Annotated in this window: 17 protein-coding genes and 1 tRNA gene; 5 read left to right on the top strand and 13 right to left on the bottom strand. The window is 62.2% G+C overall.

What is annotated here, in order from left to right:
• Nucleotides 1-71 precede the first annotated feature (71 nt).
• Nucleotides 72-151: transfer RNA gene (locus tag A5791_RS00610), tRNA-Ile, on the bottom strand.
• A gap of 192 nt (nt 152-343) precedes the next feature.
• Here A5791_RS00610 and A5791_RS00605 point away from each other — a divergent pair.
• Together A5791_RS00605 and A5791_RS00600 are read left to right on the top strand one after the other, a co-directional pair.
• Entirely contained in the window at nt 344-850 is a 507-nt protein-coding gene (locus tag A5791_RS00605; RefSeq protein ID WP_197504567.1) for an ImmA/IrrE family metallo-endopeptidase, read from the top strand.
• Complete coding sequence (locus A5791_RS00600; RefSeq protein ID WP_067229268.1) at nt 850-1,827, top strand: hypothetical protein; 978 nt, start codon at nt 850-852, stop codon at nt 1,825-1,827. The genes A5791_RS00605 and A5791_RS00600 overlap by 1 nt, the downstream gene beginning before the upstream one ends.
• 798 nt (nt 1,828-2,625) lie before the next feature.
• On the opposite strand, the gene ppsA is transcribed toward A5791_RS00600, so the two are convergent.
• The 10 genes from ppsA to A5791_RS00550 all read right to left on the bottom strand — a co-directional run bounded on the left by ppsA (nt 2,626) and on the right by A5791_RS00550 (nt 16,063).
• Nucleotides 2,626-4,914, bottom strand: a complete 2,289-nt coding sequence (ppsA, locus tag A5791_RS00595; RefSeq protein ID WP_067229266.1) for a phosphoenolpyruvate synthase — start codon at nt 4,912-4,914, stop codon at nt 2,626-2,628.
• Between the two features lie 12 nt (nt 4,915-4,926).
• The gene (locus tag A5791_RS00590) at nt 4,927-6,435 is read right to left on the bottom strand and encodes a bifunctional aminoglycoside phosphotransferase/ATP-binding protein (RefSeq protein WP_082966658.1); all 1,509 of its coding nucleotides are present in this window, start codon (nt 6,433-6,435) and stop codon (nt 4,927-4,929) included.
• A gap of 4 nt (nt 6,436-6,439) precedes the next feature.
• Nucleotides 6,440-6,796, bottom strand: a complete 357-nt coding sequence (locus A5791_RS25675) for a universal stress protein (RefSeq protein ID WP_082966657.1) — start codon at nt 6,794-6,796, stop codon at nt 6,440-6,442.
• A gap of 135 nt (nt 6,797-6,931) precedes the next feature.
• The gene (locus tag A5791_RS00580) at nt 6,932-9,319 is read right to left on the bottom strand and encodes a heavy metal translocating P-type ATPase (protein ID WP_369827991.1); all 2,388 of its coding nucleotides are present in this window, start codon (nt 9,317-9,319) and stop codon (nt 6,932-6,934) included.
• Between the two features lie 53 nt (nt 9,320-9,372).
• Nucleotides 9,373-10,254, bottom strand: coding sequence for a universal stress protein (locus A5791_RS00575; RefSeq protein ID WP_067229254.1), 882 nt, complete (start codon nt 10,252-10,254; stop codon nt 9,373-9,375).
• Between the two features lie 155 nt (nt 10,255-10,409).
• Nucleotides 10,410-11,066, bottom strand: coding sequence for a response regulator transcription factor (locus A5791_RS00570; RefSeq protein WP_067229250.1), 657 nt, complete (start codon nt 11,064-11,066; stop codon nt 10,410-10,412).
• Nucleotides 11,067-11,390: 324 nt separating this feature from the next.
• Nucleotides 11,391-12,374 carry an NAD(P)H nitroreductase gene (locus A5791_RS00565; RefSeq protein WP_067229289.1) on the bottom strand — a complete coding sequence of 328 codons (984 nt, stop codon included), beginning with the start codon at nt 12,372-12,374 and terminating at the stop codon, nt 11,391-11,393.
• A gap of 243 nt (nt 12,375-12,617) precedes the next feature.
• A complete protein-coding gene (locus A5791_RS00560) occupies nt 12,618-13,613 on the bottom strand; it encodes an NAD(P)H nitroreductase (protein WP_067229246.1) in 996 nt (331 codons plus the stop codon).
• A gap of 197 nt (nt 13,614-13,810) precedes the next feature.
• Entirely contained in the window at nt 13,811-15,496 is a 1,686-nt protein-coding gene (locus A5791_RS00555; protein ID WP_369827990.1) for a GAF domain-containing protein, read from the bottom strand.
• Nucleotides 15,497-15,871: 375 nt separating this feature from the next.
• Nucleotides 15,872-16,063: a hypothetical protein gene (locus A5791_RS00550; RefSeq protein ID WP_082966656.1), complete on the bottom strand. Its 192-nt coding sequence runs from the start codon at nt 16,061-16,063 to the stop codon at nt 15,872-15,874.
• Nucleotides 16,064-16,302: 239 nt separating this feature from the next.
• On the opposite strand from A5791_RS00550, the gene A5791_RS00545 reads away from it, so the two are divergent.
• Both A5791_RS00545 and A5791_RS00540 read left to right on the top strand, forming a co-directional pair.
• Entirely contained in the window at nt 16,303-16,737 is a 435-nt protein-coding gene (locus A5791_RS00545; RefSeq protein WP_156660925.1) for a hypothetical protein, read from the top strand.
• A 189-nt stretch (nt 16,738-16,926) separates the two neighbouring features.
• Nucleotides 16,927-17,295: an STAS/SEC14 domain-containing protein gene (locus tag A5791_RS00540; RefSeq protein WP_067229234.1), complete on the top strand. Its 369-nt coding sequence runs from the start codon at nt 16,927-16,929 to the stop codon at nt 17,293-17,295.
• 97 nt (nt 17,296-17,392) lie between these two features.
• Here A5791_RS00540 and A5791_RS00535 read toward each other — a convergent pair whose 3' ends face one another.
• The gene (locus tag A5791_RS00535; RefSeq protein ID WP_067229230.1) at nt 17,393-17,803 is read right to left on the bottom strand and encodes a pyridoxamine 5'-phosphate oxidase family protein; all 411 of its coding nucleotides are present in this window, start codon (nt 17,801-17,803) and stop codon (nt 17,393-17,395) included.
• A 146-nt stretch (nt 17,804-17,949) separates the two neighbouring features.
• Here A5791_RS00535 and A5791_RS00530 point away from each other — a divergent pair, with 146 nt between their 5' ends.
• Nucleotides 17,950-18,936 carry an NAD(P)H nitroreductase gene (locus A5791_RS00530; protein WP_067229227.1) on the top strand — a complete coding sequence of 329 codons (987 nt, stop codon included), beginning with the start codon at nt 17,950-17,952 and terminating at the stop codon, nt 18,934-18,936.
• A 44-nt stretch (nt 18,937-18,980) separates the two neighbouring features.
• On the opposite strand, the gene A5791_RS00525 is transcribed toward A5791_RS00530, so the two are convergent.
• The gene (locus A5791_RS00525; protein ID WP_067229223.1) at nt 18,981-20,342 is read right to left on the bottom strand and encodes a wax ester/triacylglycerol synthase family O-acyltransferase; all 1,362 of its coding nucleotides are present in this window, start codon (nt 20,340-20,342) and stop codon (nt 18,981-18,983) included.
• Nucleotides 20,343-20,444 lie beyond the last annotated feature (102 nt).

Here is a 20,444-nt window from a genome sequence, read left to right as displayed (position 1 = left end):
CGCCGTTTCCGGCCGAAACCGTGGCGGGAAGGGCGACGCAAAAATAGGCATCTAGCTGCACAAACAGGTTGTGGGGCGGGCGGGGCTCGAACCCGCGACCAACGGATTATGAGTCCGTGGTGCGGAAGAATCGACCACCAGTCGGACCACCTGATTCCATGTTGACTGGAGCCGCTTAAGCTCATATCGACAAATCGGGGTCAAGTGTCGGTAGTCACAAAGGCGTGGGCGCGCGGCTTCGCTCTCTATGACCGCGCATCCGCGCGTCCGAGCGTTAGAATTACATCTCCTCCACCTAAGATGGTTTGCGGAGCTAGACACTGACGGAAGGCTGGTGAGTGGATTGTTTGCCACCCTCGAGAAGTTCAAGCCGTCACTGCTGAGCAACAGGGCGATCGAGGACTACGCAGAGCAAGTCGGGAACTATCACAAAGTCTTCGACGACCAGAGGCCGACTGACATCGATGGTCTCTTAACAATCCTTGGCGGCAAGGTTGCCTACGCCACGGACGATCATCAGTCGCTTTACGTGAAATCCCCGGGCGACTTCACGGTGTTCGTACCGCACTTCACTTCATCGCGACGAGACAGGTTCATCACGGCGCGCGGAATCGGCCACTACTTCCTTCACTATCAATACCCCGGTTTGGAGGTAGAGATCACGTTCGGCAGAGGCTCCGATGATCGGGCAGAAACTGAAGCGGATGTCTTCGCATCCGCTCTACTCATGCCGGCCGATCTCTTTCGCAAGGCGCTCGGCGAACTCGGAGACGACTACTGGAAGCTCGCCGCGCGGTTTGACGTGTCGCCGAAGGCCGCCGAAGTTCGCGCTCAAGCCGTCTCGCATTAGTGAGCGCCGAGACGGGCGAGACCGTTTCGAAGATCTTCTTGTCGTGCGACCTCACGGGCTCGACGAACTTCAAGCAGCTGCCGAGAAAACCAGGTGGAACACCTTGGCAGAAGGTGTTCCTCCAGTTTTATCGCGAGTTCCCGCAGCAAATCGCGACCATCACTGCGACCGACCCTAGGGTCAGCGACCTGAAATTCGAGCTTTGGAAGCCAATCGGCGACGAGCTGATCTACTCATGCGCAGTGGGCTCCGAAGCAGACGTCTACAACGCCGTGCGTGCATGGACAACCGCGATCGGCAAGTATCGCGAGGACAACCTCAAGGACACACCGATGGGCACGAAAGGCGGTGCCTTCATCGCCACATTCCCTGGCCCAGACAGCTATTCCAGCATCCCGCGCCTGCCCGAATATGAGGACTCCGACGGCGATGTTGTGTTGAGGAATGCCGCAGCGCAGACGGCGAGGGACGATCTGAAGTACTTGTACGACTACTTCGGCCCCAGCTTTGACACCGGATTCCGGGTTCTGAGCAAGTGCTCGGAGCGTTACTTCACGCTGTCGGTCGAAGTGGCATTCGCCATGTTCAGCCTGCACGTGAACAAAGGTCGTCAGCAGTACCCAGTCGACGACCTTCAACTGCTCGATTTCGTTGAGCTCAAAGGAGTTTGGAGCGGCAAGCCCTACCCGGTAGTCGCGATCGACGTCGAGCACCAGGATCCCGTGCATCAAGCGTACGCAAAATTTGAGCGGCGTGGCAGTGCCGATGAACTACACGAACTCTGCAAAGCTTGCTACACAAAGGAAGACTGGCCATCGAAGATGTGGCTGCCGAGTGCGCACCTCGGCATGTTCAAGGATGACAAACCACCCGATCCGTTCGAGAACTATGTTGCGGCGGGTGCGGAAGGGGCCGAGAAAGTCCCTGACGAGCCTTCTGCTCCACAAGGATTGAGGGACAACCCACCGCTCGCCTAGCGCCGCGGGCGTCTCGACGACCCATAGCGACCACCTGCGCAGCACGGTTGCGGTTGTAGGAAGTCCAGCGTGTTTGCTGGATGTCGACATGCCTCGCCTAAGCCAGCTTGGGCGGGCTTAGGCACCGCTCCCCGGCCCTCCGCGACCCCGGCGTCACCCCGGCGTGTTGGGCGAATTGGGCCCGTACCGGAGTCAACCCATAGCCGTACCGTAGTCACGTGCTCGCGCACGAAACAGCTGGCCGCGTTGGCCCTCCGGTTAACTAGCAGTCTGCGGACCAGCCCAAACGTGCAGGCGCACGAGGACGCGGCGAGTACCTTCTAATCCCTAGGTCGCACGTTCGAGTCGTGCCGGGGGCACTGGGCAGGGGGGTTTCGGTCCCGCTGAATGTGCCGGTCATTGTTTATTCACCGTTTGTGTCGGTCCGGAGAGATTCAGCAGGTCAGCGACCTGAGTATGGACGGGTCCGCCGGACATGTGTCGGGTCTTGGGTGATCGACACCGTCGCGTGGCCTGGAGACGGCCCGCCCGATCTGTCCCGAAACTTCCTGTTGGCCGACGTCCGGGGCGATCGCGCCGGTTCGTCGAGATCATGACGGCGAACGACGGCAAGGGACGCATCGGCGACTGGATTTTGCCGGCGGCATTGTTCAACACCACAAGTTGAATGGCGCCGGGTATCGCGACCGTCTGCATCCGCGCCGGCTAGCCGGGCACGGACGGCGCGCTTGCCCTCTCGCCCGAAGCTTTCACTACCGGCCAATGCCGACGCAGCGCCTCACCTCCTTGCCGACAGACTTACTTGTCTGCTCGCGCTGACTCCAGTAGGACCCGGCGCTCGGCCGCGGCAACTGTCCGCCTGGCGACGGCGACCGCATCCGGGTTGACTGACACCGAGGTAATCCCTATGCGGACCAGGTGCTCGGCAAAAGTCGGGTTGGTCGATGCCGCCTGACCGCAGAGCGACGAGGTGATGCCGTGTTTGCGCGCTATCGCGATGATGCGACCGATCGCATCGAGGACTGCGCCGTCGGATTCGTCGAACAGTTCGGCGCATGTGTCGGAATCACGGTCAACCCCGAGAACTAGCTGGGTGAGGTCGTTGCTGCCGATGGACACTCCGTCCACACCCATACCGATGTACTCAGGCAGCCAGTAAATTACCGACGGGACCTCGGCCATTACCCAGCGATGCAAACCGCGCTGAGATCCCAGCGGACTCGCATCCACCAGCGACAGGCAGGCCTCTAATTCCCACCGCGTCCGGACGAACGGAATCATCAGATGCACGTTGGGATTGCGCTCGCGCACCTGGGCCAATGCGGCCAACTCTAACCCGAACAAGTCAGGCTCTTTGATGTACCGGTAGCAACCGCGATAGCCGATCATCGGGTTGTGTTCGACGGGCTCATATTCTTCGCCGCCGCGCAAGCCACGAAACTCGTTGCTGCGAAAGTCGGTAGCGCGGTAGATGACCGGCCTGGTACCGAAAGCCGAAGCGATGCGGCCGATGGACGCCACCATGGCATCGACGAGTACGTCCTGCTCGCCCTGTGCGATGAGATCGCGCGGGTGTCGTCCGGAAAGTGCTTGAGTAAGCATGAACTCAGCGCGCAGCAGCCCCACTCCGTCCACATCTTGCGCGGCAACAGCCTCAGCCGAATCGGGCATGGCCAGGTTGACATAGATCTTGGTGCCCGTCGTAATGACCGCAGGAGCCCCCACCGACTGCTGGACGGCCGAAACCATCACCTTGGGCTCGGTGCGTCCAGCCGTGATGTTTCCCCGACCGCCGTCAACGGTGACCATTTGGCCGTCGTGCAGCGCAGTGGTCGCGCCACGAGCACCCACCACACAGGGAACCCTGAGCTCGCGGGCCACGATGGCCGCGTGGCAGGTCATACCACCGGTCTCGGTCACCAACGCCGCCGCGCGCCGGATAGCCGGCAGCCAGTCCGGGTTGGTCATCGGAGCGACCAGAACTTCGTTGTCATGCAAGCGATTTCCCTCTTGCGTGGTAAGCAGCACCCGTACCCGACCGGACGCGGTACCGGGCGCCGCCGGCAGTCCGCGAACCAGCGCACTGGCTTTTTGCGAATCCTCGGATGTGTCGTGGCCCAGGGTGGTTATGGGTCTGGCTTGCACCAACCACGTCTCGCCGGCGGCGATTGCCCATTCGATATCTTGTGGGCAACCATGGTGCGTTTCGGTGGCGATTGCAAGTTCGGCGATACGGCGGAGCGAGTCGTCATCCAGGACGCGCCCTTTCGCCTGTGCAGGATCCAATTCCACGACGATGTCGTGGCCGTCCGGACCGCGCTCGATCTTGAATGCCTGATAACCGATTTTTACGTCGAGTACTTTCAGGGTCTTTTTGGCGACGACGTACGTGTCCGGCTGGACCTTTCCCGACACCACGACCTCGCCGAGGCCCAGAGCGGCTTCGATCACAATGTGGTCTTTCTGCCCCGTGCTGGGGTCAGTGGTGAACGCGACCCCGGACTGCTCGGACGCGATCATCTGCTGGACGACCACGGCCATCGCGGGATCGGCGAGGAAACCGCGGCTGGCGCGGTAGGTGACCACCCGCGGGGTGAACAGTGAGGCCCAGCATCGCGTGACGGCGTCGATCAGCGCATCCTCACCGGTCACATTGGTAACCGTCTGATTCATCCCGGCGAACGACGCGTCGCGGCCGTCCTCGCCGGTCGCCGAAGACCGCACGGCCACAACGCAGTTCGCGCCCAGGTCTCGATACGAATGGAGCAGTTGGTCGCGCACGTCATCGCTGACACCCGCCTTAATTACCAGGCTCTGCATTCGTTGGCAGAGTTCAGCCAGGCGGGCACTGTTGTCCACTTGGGCCAGCGCCTCGCGGTGCAGGGCGGCGAGCTCGGTGTCAACCCCGCCCGCCTGCATCGCCGCCAGATAGCCGCTGCGCATCAAGACGAACCCAGGCGGAACCGGGAGCCCTGCGGCTACCAGCTCGCCCATGTTCGCACCCTTGCCGCCGGCCTCTTCGGCATTGCTGAGACGCAATTTCGATATGTTCGCGACGTAGTTCGTCGCGCGCGTACTCGTTGACATTTCTTACTCCTTTTACATCGCTCGACGCCAAGTTTCGTGAGCTTCTCGCAGCGAGTCCTCGAGCAGCCGAGAAGTATCCAGCCGGTGCGCGGTATCCCACTGGTCGTGCCGGGCCGCCAGCTCTGCCGCAATCTCCGGTGTCGCATCCGAGTTACCGGGCTGCCTTGCGGTGATTCGTTCGGCAGTTGCGGCAGTCGCCGCTGAGCACCTAAGTTCCACCAGGGCCGAATGCGTCTGTGCCGCAACGTTCCTGGCAGCTGCGCGCATTCCGGGATCGCGCCACGTGCCGTCGAGAATTACGGATTGCCCACTGCCTAAAAACCGATGCGCTCGCCGCAGCACTACTTCATACACGGTCGCGACGTTGTCAAGGCTGTACAGTCCGCTATGCAGGATGCCCGGGTCCCCGCTGATGGCGCCCGAATCCCGCAACTCGCGCCGGACATTGTCTGTTGAGATAATCAGTGCTCCAGTGGTTTTCGCGAGCGCATGCGCAAGGGTCGACTTTCCGGTGCCCGGCCCTCCACCGATGAGGGCCAGCCGAACCGCCCCATCCTGCAGGTGCCCGGCTGCAATGGCGAAGTGCCGCATGGCATCTGCGGCGGCTTCCTGATTTCCCTGCGACAGTCGCACACAGTCGACCTTTGCCCGCACGACAGCGCGATAGGCGATGTAGAAATCCAGCAGCGAAGAGGGGGCTGTCTCGGCGGAGCGGGCAACGTAGCGCTCGAGAAAGTGGTCACCAAGGTCTTTGCGGCCCAAGAACTCCAGGTCCATCGCGAGGAACGCGGCGTCATCGATGCAGTCGACGTACCGGAGTTCGTCGTCGAATTCCAGGCAGTCGAGCAGAGCTGGCGCACCGTTCACCCAGAAAATGTCATCGGCGAGCAGATCGCCGTGGCCGTCGACAATGCAATAATTTTCGATCCGGTTCGCGAAAAGAGGTGCCCGGCCGGCGATATAGCTGGAGGCGAGGCGCCCGATCTGCTCGATCGTCTCGTCTGAGACTCCCGAAATCTCCATGCCCACGTGGCGCTGGATCTCTGACAAATTATCGCGCCAGCGTCGCTCGATCGCGTCTACGCTGCCTTGGCAGTCAATCAACGGGCTGCGATCGGCACGCCCGTGAAAGCGCGCCAGCACGCCGGCGATGGTGTCCAGCACACCTAAAATGCCAGGGTGATCGCTTGTAGCCATGGACGTCAACCGGTCACGGTCGTCATAACGCCGCATGACGACGATCGGCTCGGCAGGACCTCCGGAGGGATCGCTGAGATGCGCCACCCCAAGGTAGCTGGAAGGAGAGAGCCGGCTGTTCAGCTCGACTTCGCGATGGCATGCACGTTCGCGCTGCGCGGGGGTGCGGAAATCCAGGAAGTCCGTTAACACCGGTTTCTTCGCCTTGTATGCGCGATCAGCGGCCAATATCACCAAACCCGTGTGGGTTTCGCGTACGTCGGCGTAGGGCGCCGCAGCCATCGGTATATCGGCGGATGCGTCGGCGGCGATCGTGGCCTCCATGACTTTAATTCGCGCGCGCCACGATTAGCGGGGTAGTGATGGAGTGGCCGACGGCGTTGCTGACCGAACCGAGCAACATGCCACTCATGCCGCCGCGCCCGTTGGAGGCTACGACGACCATTTCCGCCTTGTCGGACATCTCGGTCGGCGTCGGCACCGGAGGCGAACATTTCAGCTGACACGACGTTGTGAGTTTCCGGGTGCGCGGCACAGCGTCTCCGGCAATCTTGGCCATATGGACCAATGTCACCGGGAGATGCCGCATCGCCGCTTCTCGAGCCGCCCAAAAGACGCCAGCATTAGCTGCGGCCGAACCGTCGACCCCTACAACGATGCCGTAACGCTTGGCGGTGGTAGACATTTCTTTCTCCTCAGTCGCCACCAACGCTATTGCTCCGTGCGGTCTTCGGTCGTGAGACTTTAGTCCCCAACCGCATAGACCTGAGACCTTCGTTGTATCGGCCGGCACGCCCGCGACAGTCCGGTCTAGGAGGAATTATGTAGTCGCTGCGGCTTTCGAGCCCGGCTGCCCTTGAGCGGACAGTTTTTCGGAGACCTCGTCGTCATACTCTGCGAGGGTGAAGTAGCTCTCTTCTTCCTGGACGAAGTGCAACCGTAGTAGCGCATACAGCCCGTACAGACAGGCCAGCAGGTCATCCATTTGGTCTTGCTGTACCGCGCCCGCCGCCTGCGCCAGCGCCAGATGGGTGCCGATACGATCGGAAAGCCGTCGGATTTCCGCATGCATGCGACTCATCGTGGCGGTGGCCTCGCTCCCGCCCAGTGGGCCTGCGAGGGCTGGATAAAGCTGAGTTTCCTCCGCTATTTCGTGAGGCAGGATCCGCTCGGTCAGCAACGTATGCGCGGCCGTGAGCGACTCCAGTGCGGCGCTTTCCGGCCCGGCGACCAGCCGATCGGCAGTCGTGCGCAGCAATCCAACGGTGTCGCGGAGCTGGTCGTGTTCGGCGGCGAAGCGGAGAAGCAGCTGCTCGGTTCTCTCGGCCAACTGCCGCACGGTGTCCGGGTTAGCACGCATTGCCCGCAGCGCATTGAGGATCACCGCGAGATCGATGCCCTCCTGCAGCAGCGCGCCCGCTGCGGGCGGCAAATATCCGAGCGCGGCGATCGTCATGGCCAACAACGAAAAGGTCATGCCGGCGACGGCACTTTGCATGGCGATGCGTCGTGACCATCGGGCGATGTCCATTGCGTCGGCCAGCCGCTCCAGCCGGTTGGTGGTCAAGACAATGTCAGCCGCCTCCGAGGACGCGGTGGCTCCACGTGCGCCCATTGCCACCCCGACTGTGGCCGCCGCCAGCGCGGGAGCGTCGTTGACGCCGTCACCCACCATGACCGTTATTGCTCGGTCGGTTTCAGCACGGACGGCGGCGCACTTGTCCGCAGGGGTCTGGTTGGTATAGACCTCGTCCAGGCCCAGGATGGCGGCGACCTCCCGGGTTGGCTCGGCTCGGTCGCCTGTGAGCAGGATCAACCGGTTCAGGCCAGCCTGACGCAATCTCCGCACGGTGCGCGGCGCGTCCCTGCGCAACGGATCCCGCAACAACACCGCACCCGCCGGCTGGTCGTCGACGCATACCCAGGCGATCGCCGCGCCGTCCAGTCGGGCGCGATTGAGCGCGGCTCGCGCCCACGTGCTTGTCACGCTGTCGCCCGGCAGCTTACCGACGGTGACTCGGTGCCCGTCGATGGTCGCGGTCACACCGCGGCCCGGCTCCTCGACCACATTGGTGGGCAGCGACAGCTGCAAACCTCGGTTGAGCGCTTCAGTGACGATGGCCTCGGCCAATACATGCGGCGACAGCTGATCGACCGAAGCGGCCAACTGCAGTATCGCGGTCACGACGCGGCCAGGCGCGGCCACGACGTCGATGACCGCCGGACGGCCAGTCGTCAAGGTGCCGGTCTTGTCCATCGCCAAAGTCGTTGCGTGGCCCAGCTTCTCCAACGCACCTCCGCCGCGGACGACGACGCCCGCGCGGGACGCCCGGGACAAACCGGAGACAATCGCCACGGGCGCGGCCAGTAGCAACGGACATGGAGTAGCCACCACCAGCACCGCAACCCCTCGGACAGCTGACCCGCTCGCCAACCATGCCACCCCGGCCAGCACCAGTACCAGCGGAAGAAACCACGCCGCGAAGCGGTCGGCCAACCGCACGATAGGCGCAGCATCGGCACCGGCCTGCTGAGCCAAGCGCACAATGCCGGCATATGTGCTGTCGGCCGCGGTCGCGGTGGCGCGCAGTTCAAAGGCACTGGCGGCGTTGACAACACCGCTACGGACAAGTTCGCCGACCGCCCGTTCGACCTGAAGCGGTTCGCCTGTCAACGCCGACTCATCCAGCAGGGCAACGACATCGACAACGCGCCCGTCCACCGGCACCACCTCGCCGGGCCCGACGACCACAATGTCGTTCACGGCTACATCCGCCACCGGTATCGCCGTGACCCGCGCCCCAATACGTCGCCGTGCGAACCGAGGCGCACGCTCGAGCAGCGCCCGCAGATCCCGTGACGCACGACGTTCGGCTGCGGCGTCCAGCGCGCGACCACTTGCAAGCATCACCGCAATCAATGCGCCGGCAAGATATTCGCCAACCAAGAGGGCGCCGACCAGCGACAGCACCGCGATAACGTCGACGCCGAGACGTCCGCTGCGCAACGCAACCAACACCCACGCCAGCGCCGGGACGATCGCGAGTGCCGTGGCAGCGATCCAGCAGCCGTCGGCGACGCCGCGCCAACCGGCCAGCCAGGCGATTCCACCGACGGCCAAACCACCCACCGTGCACACGACGAGCGCCGGTTCAACGAACCAGCGCAGCCGCGAGATCCAAAGGCCGGCAGTCGACTTCGACGTCACACCAACTCCTTCGGGCGTTTGATTTCGCACCATAGCGCGGTCTAACCAACGACCTACTTGGACGGACGCGCCACGATCACCGGCGTATGGACCGAATGCAGGACGGCATTGCTGACCGAGCCCAGCAGCATCCCGGTCACACCGCCCCGGCCGTGGCTGCCCACGACCACGAGCTGCGCGGACTCCGACTCTTCGATCAACGCCCGTCCCGGGTGATCTAGAACCACGACCCGGCGCACCTTTACGTCGGGATAGCGCTCTTGCCAGCCGGCCAGATACTCGGCCAGGCTCCGCTCCGCCTCCGACGGCCAGTCAAACCATGGCACTTGGTATACGGCGGCGTCACTCCACGCGTACAACGCCGTCAGCTGAACACCACGAAACGACGCTTCCTCGAAGGCAATCGCCAGGGCCAACTCGGACACCGGCGAGCAATCGATTCCCACGACGACGGGGGCTTGACTGGGGTGCGGCAGCAGCGACGCTTCGGCGCGGATGACCGCGACTGGACACCTCGCGCTGCGCGCCACGCCCGAACTGACGGAACCCAGTAATATCCGGCCCACCGCGCCGCGGCCGTTGGAGCCAACGGCGATCATCTCGGCCTCGTCGGACATCTCGACCAGCGTCGGCACCGGCGGCGAGCACTTCACCGCGCTTGCAATTGCGATCTTCTGGTCAGCCGCAACGGCATCTTTGGCGATCTTGACCGCCTGTTCCAGCGCCTCTCGCCCGTCTTCTTGCTGAAATTCGGCGACTCCAGGCGGCATCGGTATCTGCGGATACGTCTGAACGAACGGCTTGAACATAAAAGCAAGCGTCAGTGGGACATTCCGCATTGCGGCTTCATACGCTGCCCAACTGACGGCGGCGTATGACGCAGCCGATCCGTCAACCCCGACGACGATGCCATAACGCTTCACGCTGTGCGACATTTCGATCTCCTTCAGTCAGCAAAACGTTATGGCCGAACTCGTCTGCCGGTCGTGAGGCTTTAGTCCCCAACCAGATAGACATGAGACCTTCGTTGGCTCACGAGCCGGACGATTTCTGGTTCTGAGATGTCTGGCCTTGCGGCACACCAAAAGTCTTATATGGCGGTGCTCGGCGGAGCAGAACGTCGATCCAACTTCGATGCGAATACTGCGGCTTGCGTCCGCCGTTCCATGCCCAGTTTGGCCAGCACCCGAGATACGTAGTTCTTCACCGTTTTTTCGGCCAGAAACATTCGTGCAGCGATCTGTCTGTTGGTCAGGCCCTCGCTGAGCAGTTCCAACAGCGTTCGTTCTCGCTCGGTCAAGCCAGCCAATGGATCCTTGTGCGCCGCGGCGCCCCGGAGATTAGCCATCAACGCCGCTGCCGCTCGGTTATCCAGCAATGATTTGCCGGCACCTACGTCCTTGATCGCCTGAGCCAGTTCCATACCTCTGATGTCCTTGACGACGTAACCGCTGGCTCCTGCCAGAATCGCCTCGAGCATGGCTTCATCGGAGGTGAACGACGTCAGCATCAGACACCGCAGCTCCGGCAGCTCGGACAGCAAGTCGCGGCACAATTCGATTCCATTGCCGTCCGGAAGACGCACGTCAAGCACGGCGACATCGGGTTGAGCCGCCGGTATCCGTGCCATCGCTTGGGACACCGAACCGGCATCGCCTACGACTTCGAGGTCAGGATCAGACGCGAGCAGATCGGCGAGGCCCCGACGGACGACCTCATGGTCATCGACCAAGAAAACCTTAACCATGTCGAGTCCTTCTTCCTGATGGCCGCAGCGACGTTCGTAAAACCGATCTCAATGTCCCATATCTTCAATAGTCGGCCAATCGTTGAATTCGTCAGTTGAATCGGCAGCTTGCCGTGTGGCCGAAACCACGTCTGCGACGCGCTCGGTTTGTGACCGTTGCATGTCCGACGTGCAGGAGAGTCGACTACCGAACGGCGAACTGGCGACGATGAGCTATTCATAGCGGTTTACCTGCGTAGGTTCGGGAATCCTGGCATGAGAAATCATTTCGCAACTCACCAGATTCGCGTTTGGACATAGAGATTTCGCCGTCAAGGGCCGCTCCTAGCGACGGATCTGCAGCACTTCGTCCAATGGGCGCCGCGGCGACGGCGGTGGGGTCAACTCGCCTTCCGGCTCGATGCCGATTCGAAGCAAAACCTGAGGAACAGCCGCCCCATCGCTGGTGAGGTCGCTGATGATCTCCCGACTGCTTTCCAATTCAGTGACGTGGGTTACCGGGCACGTTGCCAACCCGGCCATCGTGCATTCCAGCAAGATCGACGAGAGTGCCTCACCGCAATTGAGCGCATCGATCCGTGTGTCCGACGTGGTGGACAGCACCACGATCTGCGCCTGGTCATAGGTGCCCGCAGAGCTCCGCTCGTAGGGGTCCGTAGGAAACCGACGATTGACGTCGACTCTTCGAGCGTCCGATTCCGACGGCAGTGCGCTCTGGGGTATACCTTCTGACGCCGTTGAACGGGCTGTCCACCAACGCAATTCATGGTCGTAGGCATCGTCGTAACGTCGCAGGGCTTCGGTGAGTCGCGCAGCTTCCGCCAACCGCGGGCGGGCGTCGTCATGCAATACGTCAAGAAGCACCAGATCGTTGTCGAATGAGCTGCGCAGTACGGGCTCGAACGCTGCCCAGTGTTTTGGCGCGCGAAACGGCAATCGGCTGGTCCGGCGTCGCAGTATCGCTGCGGCGCGGTCACTTCGCGCCGGCGCTACGTAGTCGATTGACGTGAAGTCCATCGAAGCGAGGTGGTCGCGGTTGTTGGGGTTGGGAAACTGTTCGACATTGACGTCCCAGCCGACAGCGGCCAATGCGACCCGGAAGTGATCTAGCGCGGCGCCACAACTGATGATCGCTTCGCGACCGGACTTGTCGGTCGCTGTCACCATTCGGAGTGGGTCAACAAATAGATTGACACTCGAGCCGCTGGCCACCCACTTCCATGGCTGGCTGTTGTGCAGCGAGGGCGCATGGCAAGCCAACTCGACTGCCGTCGCGATCACCTTGGTGTCCGACATCATTTTGATCATGGTTTCACCCGCCTCCGCCGTAGCTACGACATTCATGCATGTGAAGGTGGGCCGCCAGAGTCTTTGGTCCCCGATATCGGGTCGCTGGACCCTACCCGATCGCCGGCCCGCGTACGCCTAATAAAGTAGCGCCGTCTACCGGTACCTACCGGCTCGGCAAGCCGAAACACGTTGTGTCACCGAAGCTTGCTGAGAGCGCGCGACGCGAGAGAAATCATTCATCAAAATTCGGCGGCCAGAAAACTAGTCAGCGTTCGGGTCGCGGCCACTCATCCACCCGACGAAATCAGCGAGTTCGCGTCGCGGTGTCGCCGGTAAGGGGTCGGAATTGATTTGCGCCCAACCCACGCGCAGCAGCATCTGCGGATAGCAGCTATCACCAAAGATGTCGGAGCGCACCGCCTGGCGAGTTTCAGCGACCTCAAGCGGCTCAGTGACCGGGCAACTAGCCAAGCCCATCGCGGTGGCGGAGAGAAGCACGACGCTCGTGGCCTCCCCGGCGCGCAGCCGAGCCAACCGATCATCGGCCCGAGTGCCGAGGGCAAGGACTACGGCATTGTCCTGAGCGGACGATGAGCTCGCCGGCATCGCCAGCGCGGGACCGGCAAAAAGCCGACTCGGTAGTTTCGCCGTCGGGTCAGATTTCGGCGTGTTGCGGGCCGGCACCCCGGCGCTCGCCGCGTAACGCCCGCTCCACGCTGCAAGCTCGACGAGGTAGTCATGTGTCATGTGATCCCAGACAGATTCAGCCACAATATTTTTCAACCTGTCGGTATCTTCCACTTGGCATAGCGTCACTCCATTACGAGCACATCGCGCCGCCATCACAGCGATATCACCCACCGATACTGGCCAGGAACTGTAGTGGCGCCGGTCAGTTCGCCGCCGCGGTATCGCCGCGGCAAGCGCTACCTCAGGGACGTCAACGGTAGACCGCGACAATTCGATGGCAGCAAGGTGATTCGGGTCATACGGATTGGGCAAGCGAGCCACCTTGGCCCGCCAGCCCACAGCCGCGAAAGCTGCAATGCAATGATGCAGCACCGCACCGCAACTCAGGATCATGTCTCTGCCATCTGGATCGGTGTTCGGGAGTCGCCGGTCGGCGTCAGCGTAGAGATGCAGGCTTTCAGCACCAACAAGCCACCGCCATGGCTGGGTGTTATGGACTGAGGGAGCTCTACATGCCAGAGCCAGAACCGTTCGGATTGTGCCGGCATCGGGAAAGTCTGCGTCCATGGCGATCGTGCCTTCCGACTAATGGGGTCTACCAACGATCGCAGCAATCAAGCTGACGGGACGAGAGCAAGTAGCCCCCGACCTGGTAGGACTTTGTGCCATTCCGGCTCGGCCAGCCACTCGTATTCGGCACGGCGCTGCATGGACCACCACCAACCGTGCGTCGGGCAACGCCACAGCAAGCCGTACGCAGGAATTCAGAGATCGGTGAGCGGAGCGATCCAATGAACCCGGGTGCCGCCGCCGGGTGGGCTGCTGATCTCGCAACTGCCGCCGAGTTGTTCGGCGCGGCGCGCCATGTTCGCCAAGCCGCTGTGACGCTGGTTGTCGGCGGGCACCCCGGAGCCATCGTCGGTGACGTCGAGGGTGAACATGTCGGCGACTTCGACCTCGACGGTCAGCCGGGACCCGCCGGAGTGGCGAACAGCGTTGCTGATGGCCTCTGCGGCGACGGCTTCGGCGTGCTCTGCAAGTTCGCGGCCAACGACGGATAACGGTCCGAATATGCGCACGGTGGTGACAATGTCGCGGTTCTCGGTCAGATCGGCCACCACGCGCTGAATTCGGAGCCGAAGGCCGCCATCCTCCCTTCGGGCAGTGAGCTGGAAGATGGCGGTGCGGATCTCCTCGATGATGGCCTGCAGATCATCGAGCGTGTGGGAGAGCCTGTCGATCACCTCCGGTGAGCGGGCCCGCGCCAGCGTGCCCTGTAAATCCATTCCTGTGGCGAACAGCCTCTGGATGACATGGTCATGTAAGTCGTATGCAATGCGCTCGCGCTCGGTCAGAATGGTCAGCTGCCGCGCTTGCTCGCGGCTAGACGAGAGCATGAGCGCTATCGCGGCGTGAGTAGCGAAACCACTCACCAAGTCGAGATCGGTGCTGTCGAACGGCGACTGGTCCACGCCGCGGGCAACCGCGATCACCCCGGCGACATCGTCGTGGCCGCGCAGCGGCATCACAATCGCAGAACGCTGCCCGACGTCAGTGAATGCCTGGATTGGATATCTCAATGCCTCGGTGATCAGTGACTCGCCCGAACGAAAAACGGTCCCCGAGGTGGAGCTGTCCACCGGAATCTGTTGACCGACTACCTCATCGGCGTGCAGACCTACAGCGGCGGACACAATCAACGTCTCGACTTCGTCGGACGGCAGCTCGGCGTCGCTTGGAACGAGCACGATCACCTGCTCAGCGTCGGTCAGCGCGCATGCCCGTTCGGCGATCAACTGCAACGGCCGTCGGTGCGGGTCCTCGGTTGACAGAAGCGCTGTGGTGATCTCGCGGCTCGCCTCCATCCACTTCACCGATGCCCGCTCGCGTTCGAATATTCGCGCATTGTCGATTGCAACGGATGCCGCAAACGCCAACGCGCGCGCAGCGAACTCGTCAGATTCAGAAAACGCTCGCCCCGTATCGACATGGGTCAGATACAGGCTGCCGAACACGGTCCCCCGGATCGTGATTGGCACTCCGATAAAAGCGCGCATCGGTGGATGGTGTTCGGGAAAGCCGCACGCGGCCGGGTGCATCGTCAGATCGTCTAGACGCAATGCCGGGGTTTCGATTAATGAAACACCTAAAACGCCCTTGCCGACCGGCAGATGCCCGATCCGGCGAGCTGTGTCGTCGTCTATTCCTGAATGGACAAAGGAGAGCAGCACGCCCTTGGAATCACGTACCGCCAAAGCGCCATAAGGGGCAGAGGTCAGCTCCCTCGCCGAGAGGACAATCCGGCGCAGCGTGGCGTCGAGATCGAGATCCGAGCCGATCTCGACGATCACGCGCAGCAGATGTTCCATTTGGTCGCGCGCGGCCAGCAACTCATCGAGCTGCTCTTGCATCCTGCCTACAATTCCCTGCTGACCAAGGACAGCAAACATTGATGGATCGTCATCGCTCGTCATTCGACGCAGGGCCTCCACGGCAACGTCGGGCCCTGCAGTCGACGACGCGGCTGCGACACCAACAGGGCACGTGCCAGTTCGCAGCCGAACGCAGGGCGGATGATTAACTTGAGCACGAAAGTTCGACAGTCGCTTTCGCCCCCGTAGAACACTGGGTCGTGGCGAAGCAGGTCGCCCTCCACAGCGGACCCGACTAAGGTCGTGATGGTGCCCGACCGTGGCCTGAGTAATGAAGCCACCGATCGACCTTAAGGCCGTACTGATCGGCCGTCAATAAGGCCCTTCACCTGGTATTTGATGGCCGATATGGGCCATGACACGGTCAAGGATGAAATCGTACGCATCGCCATCTCAGCAGGCCAGAAAGGTCGCGACGACGAAGAAACCCCTCGAGTCGCCTATCCAGCGCCCCTCGGAATACGTGTCGTGGTCGGCGTAGGGCGAGTTCAGAAACTGGCAGGCCACGGCATCGACCTCGGCGTCGGTCAATTGTGCGAACTGGGAAAGCCGTTCTGCGCCAGGCGCTTTATCCTCCTCAACCATGTCGACACTGAGTCGCTCGTCAATCCCGTTGGGAGCGTCGGGACGCCGAAACGGCGCTGCGCGCACCGGGCCGCCAGATTCGCGACGAATGTAATCGGCGTGCGGGGCTTTAGTCCCTTTCGCGGACTTCCGTCGAGTGCTCAGCTTGAAGTATCTAGCCGTCCTTTCGTCACATAGACGTCAGGGGCTCTCAGGAGGTACGACAAATGAGCTCGACACAGGTGCTGCCGAGAACGCGCATGTTCGCCCGCGTTCTCGGCCCGTTTGTGGGTATCCTCGGAATCGCCGTGGTGGCCCGCGCATCGGAGATGCGAGCGTTGGTCTCTGATTTCGAGTCGAATTCCGCATCGGTTTGGGTGACCGGTGCCCTCGTGCTCTTGATCGGCCTTGTGGTCATCGCGCTTCACCCGTATTGGCGTGGCGCAGCGGCAATTATGGTCTCCCTACTGGGCTGGATGATCGCGCTGCGCGGGTTGGTACTACTGGCATTCCCGGCCTTTTTTGTGAAGGCGGCCGATGCCACGATTGGCTTGGCGCCGTTGTGGATCGGTGTAAGCATCGGGCTCGCAGTGGTCGGGTTGTACCTGACCTACGTCGGCTGGAGGCCCACACCAAGGCATCCGAAGGCGTCGGCGGAAACATCAACCACCGATGAACTTCCGCATGCCGCGTGAATCGCGTGAAACCCGTTGATTCGCAACGAGTTCGATGCTGTTCCTGGGGAATAGATCGAGAGGCGACGTCGAGAGTGGACCCTTGATCAGCGCCGCGGCCGATTCGCGGGCGCCGGCCGCAAATAATCTCGTTCGGTGTGCAACGACCTTTTGAGGTCACAACGCGCTATCGATACAAAGGAGAAATCAATGATCGAGGTACTGCCGGACATGCCGGAGGGAGTGACCGGCATTCGGGTGTCGGGTCGGCTGCGTGGTGACGACTTGCGGGAGTTCAAGCCCGCTATGGAGGAGCTGCTGAACGCCGGGGAAATCAGGATTGTGGAGGTCATCGCGTCCGATTACGAAGGCTTCGGGCCCGGCGGACTGGCCGAGGACCTAAAGCTGGGCTTTGGAGCCCTCTTCCAGCACCATTCGGCGTTCAAGCGAATCGCGGTGGTGACCGACAAGGAATGGGTTGCCCACACCCTGCACGCGCTGGCGTGGATGGTCCCCGGCGAGCTCGCCCTGTTCCGCCTCGACGAACTCGAGCGCGCCAAGGACTGGGCCGCCCGCTGAGCCGGCAACTCTTGGAACAGCTGTCGCGAGTGGACGGTCGCGTTTGTTCTCAAGCCACGCGTCAACGCGGGCGTCATGCGAAGGTGGATTCGTCATCTCACTCCGGACCGAACTTGAATCGCCGGCCGGTGATCTCCAAGGCGATCAGCCGTACGTAGAGCGGCTTCAACGTCGTGGTCCACGACAGCAACTGCGCTTCTTGCGCGTCTAGGATCTCGGCAGTGGCGGACAGCAAATGCGCCCTGCCCTTGACGATCACGCTCCACCCTTCGGCGACGGTATGGTCGTCGGCCTCGAAAACCACACGGTCGGTCATCACAGCGCTAAACAACTTGGTGCCCTGGGCAGTTCGGAAGAGCACCGTCCGGCGTTGGATGGCGAAGTTGACCGGGAAGATCTCCGGTTGCCCGCCCAGGCACGTGACCAATCGGCCCAGAGACACCCTTGATAGCAAGCTCCAGCTCTCGTCTTCGCTCAGCACAGTCACCGGATCGCCGTCGGCGGACATGACTCAGCCTAACGCGATTGGTTCTCGGAGCGGTCAGGTACGCGGCCGGCGAGTGCCCAACGGCGCTCGCAGTCGATGACCAATGACCCTGGCGCCGTCGGCCGGCGTGTTCCACGATCGACGCAGACAGTAACCGGAGGTCTATCATGCCCGATACATTGTTGGATGCCGAGACAGTCAGGGCCGCGGTGCAGTTGGCGTGCCGGGCCCCGTCCTTGCACAACAGCCAGCCCTGGAAATGGGTCGCCGATGGGGAGGGACTGCACCTGTACCTGGATCGCAGCCGGATTCTCTACTCGACCGACAAGTCGGGGCGGGAGGCCAATATCAGCTGCGGCGCTGTGCTCGACCATCTACGCGTCGCGATCGCGGCAGCTGGGTGGGCCGCCAACACCCACAGATTTCCCAACCCGAACAGACCGGATCATCTCGCGACGCTTGATTTCAGCCCAATAAGCCTGGTCACCGATGGCCATCGCCGCCGGGCCGACGCGATCCTGCAACGCCGCACCGATCGCCTTCCCTTCGCCGAACCGCGGAATTGGGAGGCCTTCAAACCAGCGCTGCGCGCCGCCGTCGAATTCGAGACAGTTCACCTCGACGTGATAGCCGACGAGTTGCGTCCGGAACTGGCCAGGGCTTCACAACTTACTGAATCGCTGCGACTATACGATTCCTCATATCATACCGAATTATCCTGGTGGACTGGTCATTTCGAGAATTCTGACGGTATTCCGCGCAGTTCATTGCTGTCGGCGGCCGAAAGTGATCGCGTCGACGTCGGACGTATCTTCCCAGTGAGCGCGCACGACGAGCGGCGGGCAGGCGCTGGACAAGACCGTTCTAAAGTGCTTGTCCTGTCTACCGACGAGGACACCCGCGACGACGCGTTGCGGTGCGGCGAAGCGTTGTCCGCCGTGTTGTTGGAATGCACGTTGGCCGGGATGGCGACGTGCACTCTGAGCCATCTCACCGAGCTATGGTCGAGCCGCAACCTCATCGGCACCTTGACCGGACGGGCAGCTGAACCGCAACTTCTCATCCGCGTCGGCGAACCCCAGGTCTTCGGCGAACAACCCCCCATTACCCCGCGACGACCACTTCGCGAAGTCCTGACACTTGATGCCGATTGAGCAGTGGAGCGACCATCACGCGGTAGCCGGCGGTCGCAGAGTGGTCACCCGGTTCCTGCACTGATCGCAACCAATCGGGCCACCGCGCGTTCAATACCGGCAGCAAGCTCGTCGACGTCGGGTACCGCGTCATAGTCGGCGGTGATGCCGAACACCAAATCGTCGCCGTAACTCAGCATGGCGATGCCCGTGCGAAGGTGAAGTGCGATAGGTGGAATCGGTAGCAGGCGCTGCACATTCCGGCCCATCATGCGTACCTGGCGGCGGGGACCGGGCACGTTGGTTGCCAAGGCGACGATCCCCAGTTGAGGCAGCCGACTGAGTAACCGAACTGCCCAGGCCGTCAAGGCGAAGGGGATATGGTTCGCTGCCGCGAAAAACGCAGATCCGGCTTGCCGTTGCCCACTGGACTTAACTCGTGCCAATCGACGGTGCACTGCTTGCAGCTGTTCTACGGGATCCTCGAGCTCGATCGGAAGGCGTGGCAGCATGAGCGACACTCGATTGTCGAGTTTGTCGAGTGCGTCGGCCGACCGGACCGAGACGGGAACCAAGGTGCGCAATGCATTTCGGCGTGGGTGTTCGCCTCGGTGGATCAGCATTGCCCGGAAACTATCGGTAATACCAGCCAGCGCAACATCATTGATGGTCACGTCAAACTTGTGGCAGACCGTCGCGACATCGGCAAGGCGGACTTGTGCCGCACTGTAGCGCCGCAGATTGCTAACCGGGCCGACCAGCGAGGAATCCACCGGACTGGCGAGGCCGGCGACGATTTGAACAGCTCCCGTCGCCAATCGAGCAGCGGCACCCGTCACGGCGGCGGAAAAGTGCGAGATACCGCCAACCCAGTCCAGCGGATTCAGGCTGGGCCCAGACGGACGCAGCGCCGGCGAGCGGTTCGCCGCACGTATCCGATTTGCGAACGTCTCTCCATCCGCGCCGTCGCAAAGCCCCGCGAGCATGTGCGTCGCCGAGATTCCATCGGCGATGCAGTGATGCAGTTTTGTCAGGACCGCCCAACGATTCTCGGCCAGTCCTTCGATAAGCCAGCATTCCCACAATGGTCGATCTCGGTCGAGGCGGCGCTCCATTATCTCGGCGACGACTCGGAACAACATCGCATCGTCGCCGGGCTCCGGCAACCCAACGCGATGCAAATGATGGACGAGATTGAACTGAGCATCATCGACCCATTCCGGTGCCGCGAGGTCGAGCAGATGCGTGTGCACCACCTGCGTGAACCGGGGAATCTCAGACACCCGCCCGGCGAGCACCGAGACGAGGGAGGCGTATTCGGGAGCCGGACCTTCCATGACGGCCAGGCCACCGATTGCCAGACTCACGTGCCGGTCGGAATCTTCGACCTCCAGGAAGCCCGCATCAAGGGTTGTCAACTGTTTCACAGCGATCTCCAAAGTTGTTTCGGTTCAATCACTGTGCCCCTCGTACCGGCGCCCCGGCAGAGTCGAAAGTCCCGCGATCGACAGCATTGAGGCTCCCCGCGT

It is taken from the genome of Mycobacterium sp. 852002-51163_SCH5372311, from assembly GCF_001667115.1.
GTDB lineage: Bacteria > Actinomycetota > Actinomycetes > Mycobacteriales > Mycobacteriaceae > Mycobacterium.
This window is presented reverse-complemented; position numbering and strand designations above follow the sequence as displayed.

Excerpts from the sequence above, each read along its gene's own strand:
- A5791_RS00530 (WP_067229227.1), top strand. The coding sequence starts at position 17,950 with ATGCCCGATACATTGTTGGATGCCGAGACAGTCAGGGCCGCGGTGCAG.
- A5791_RS00575 (WP_067229254.1), bottom strand. The coding sequence starts at position 10,254 with ATGTCGCACAGCGTGAAGCGTTATGGCATCGTCGTCGGGGTTGACGGA.
- A5791_RS00540 (WP_067229234.1), top strand. The coding sequence starts at position 16,927 with ATGATCGAGGTACTGCCGGACATGCCGGAGGGAGTGACCGGCATTCGG.
- A5791_RS00570 (WP_067229250.1), bottom strand. The coding sequence starts at position 11,066 with ATGGTTAAGGTTTTCTTGGTCGATGACCATGAGGTCGTCCGTCGGGGC.
- A5791_RS00550 (WP_082966656.1), bottom strand. The coding sequence starts at position 16,063 with ATGGTTGAGGAGGATAAAGCGCCTGGCGCAGAACGGCTTTCCCAGTTC.
- ppsA (WP_067229266.1), bottom strand. The coding sequence starts at position 4,914 with ATGTCAACGAGTACGCGCGCGACGAACTACGTCGCGAACATATCGAAA.
- A5791_RS00535 (WP_067229230.1), bottom strand. The coding sequence starts at position 17,803 with ATGTCCGCCGACGGCGATCCGGTGACTGTGCTGAGCGAAGACGAGAGC.
- A5791_RS25675 (WP_082966657.1), bottom strand. The coding sequence starts at position 6,796 with ATGTCTACCACCGCCAAGCGTTACGGCATCGTTGTAGGGGTCGACGGT.
- A5791_RS00560 (WP_067229246.1), bottom strand. The coding sequence starts at position 13,613 with ATGGACGCAGACTTTCCCGATGCCGGCACAATCCGAACGGTTCTGGCT.
- A5791_RS00565 (WP_067229289.1), bottom strand. The coding sequence starts at position 12,374 with ATGATCAAAATGATGTCGGACACCAAGGTGATCGCGACGGCAGTCGAG.
- A5791_RS00590 (WP_082966658.1), bottom strand. The coding sequence starts at position 6,435 with ATGGAGGCCACGATCGCCGCCGACGCATCCGCCGATATACCGATGGCT.
- A5791_RS00555 (WP_369827990.1), bottom strand. The coding sequence starts at position 15,496 with ATGTTTGCTGTCCTTGGTCAGCAGGGAATTGTAGGCAGGATGCAAGAG.
- A5791_RS00545 (WP_156660925.1), top strand. The coding sequence starts at position 16,303 with ATGTTCGCCCGCGTTCTCGGCCCGTTTGTGGGTATCCTCGGAATCGCC.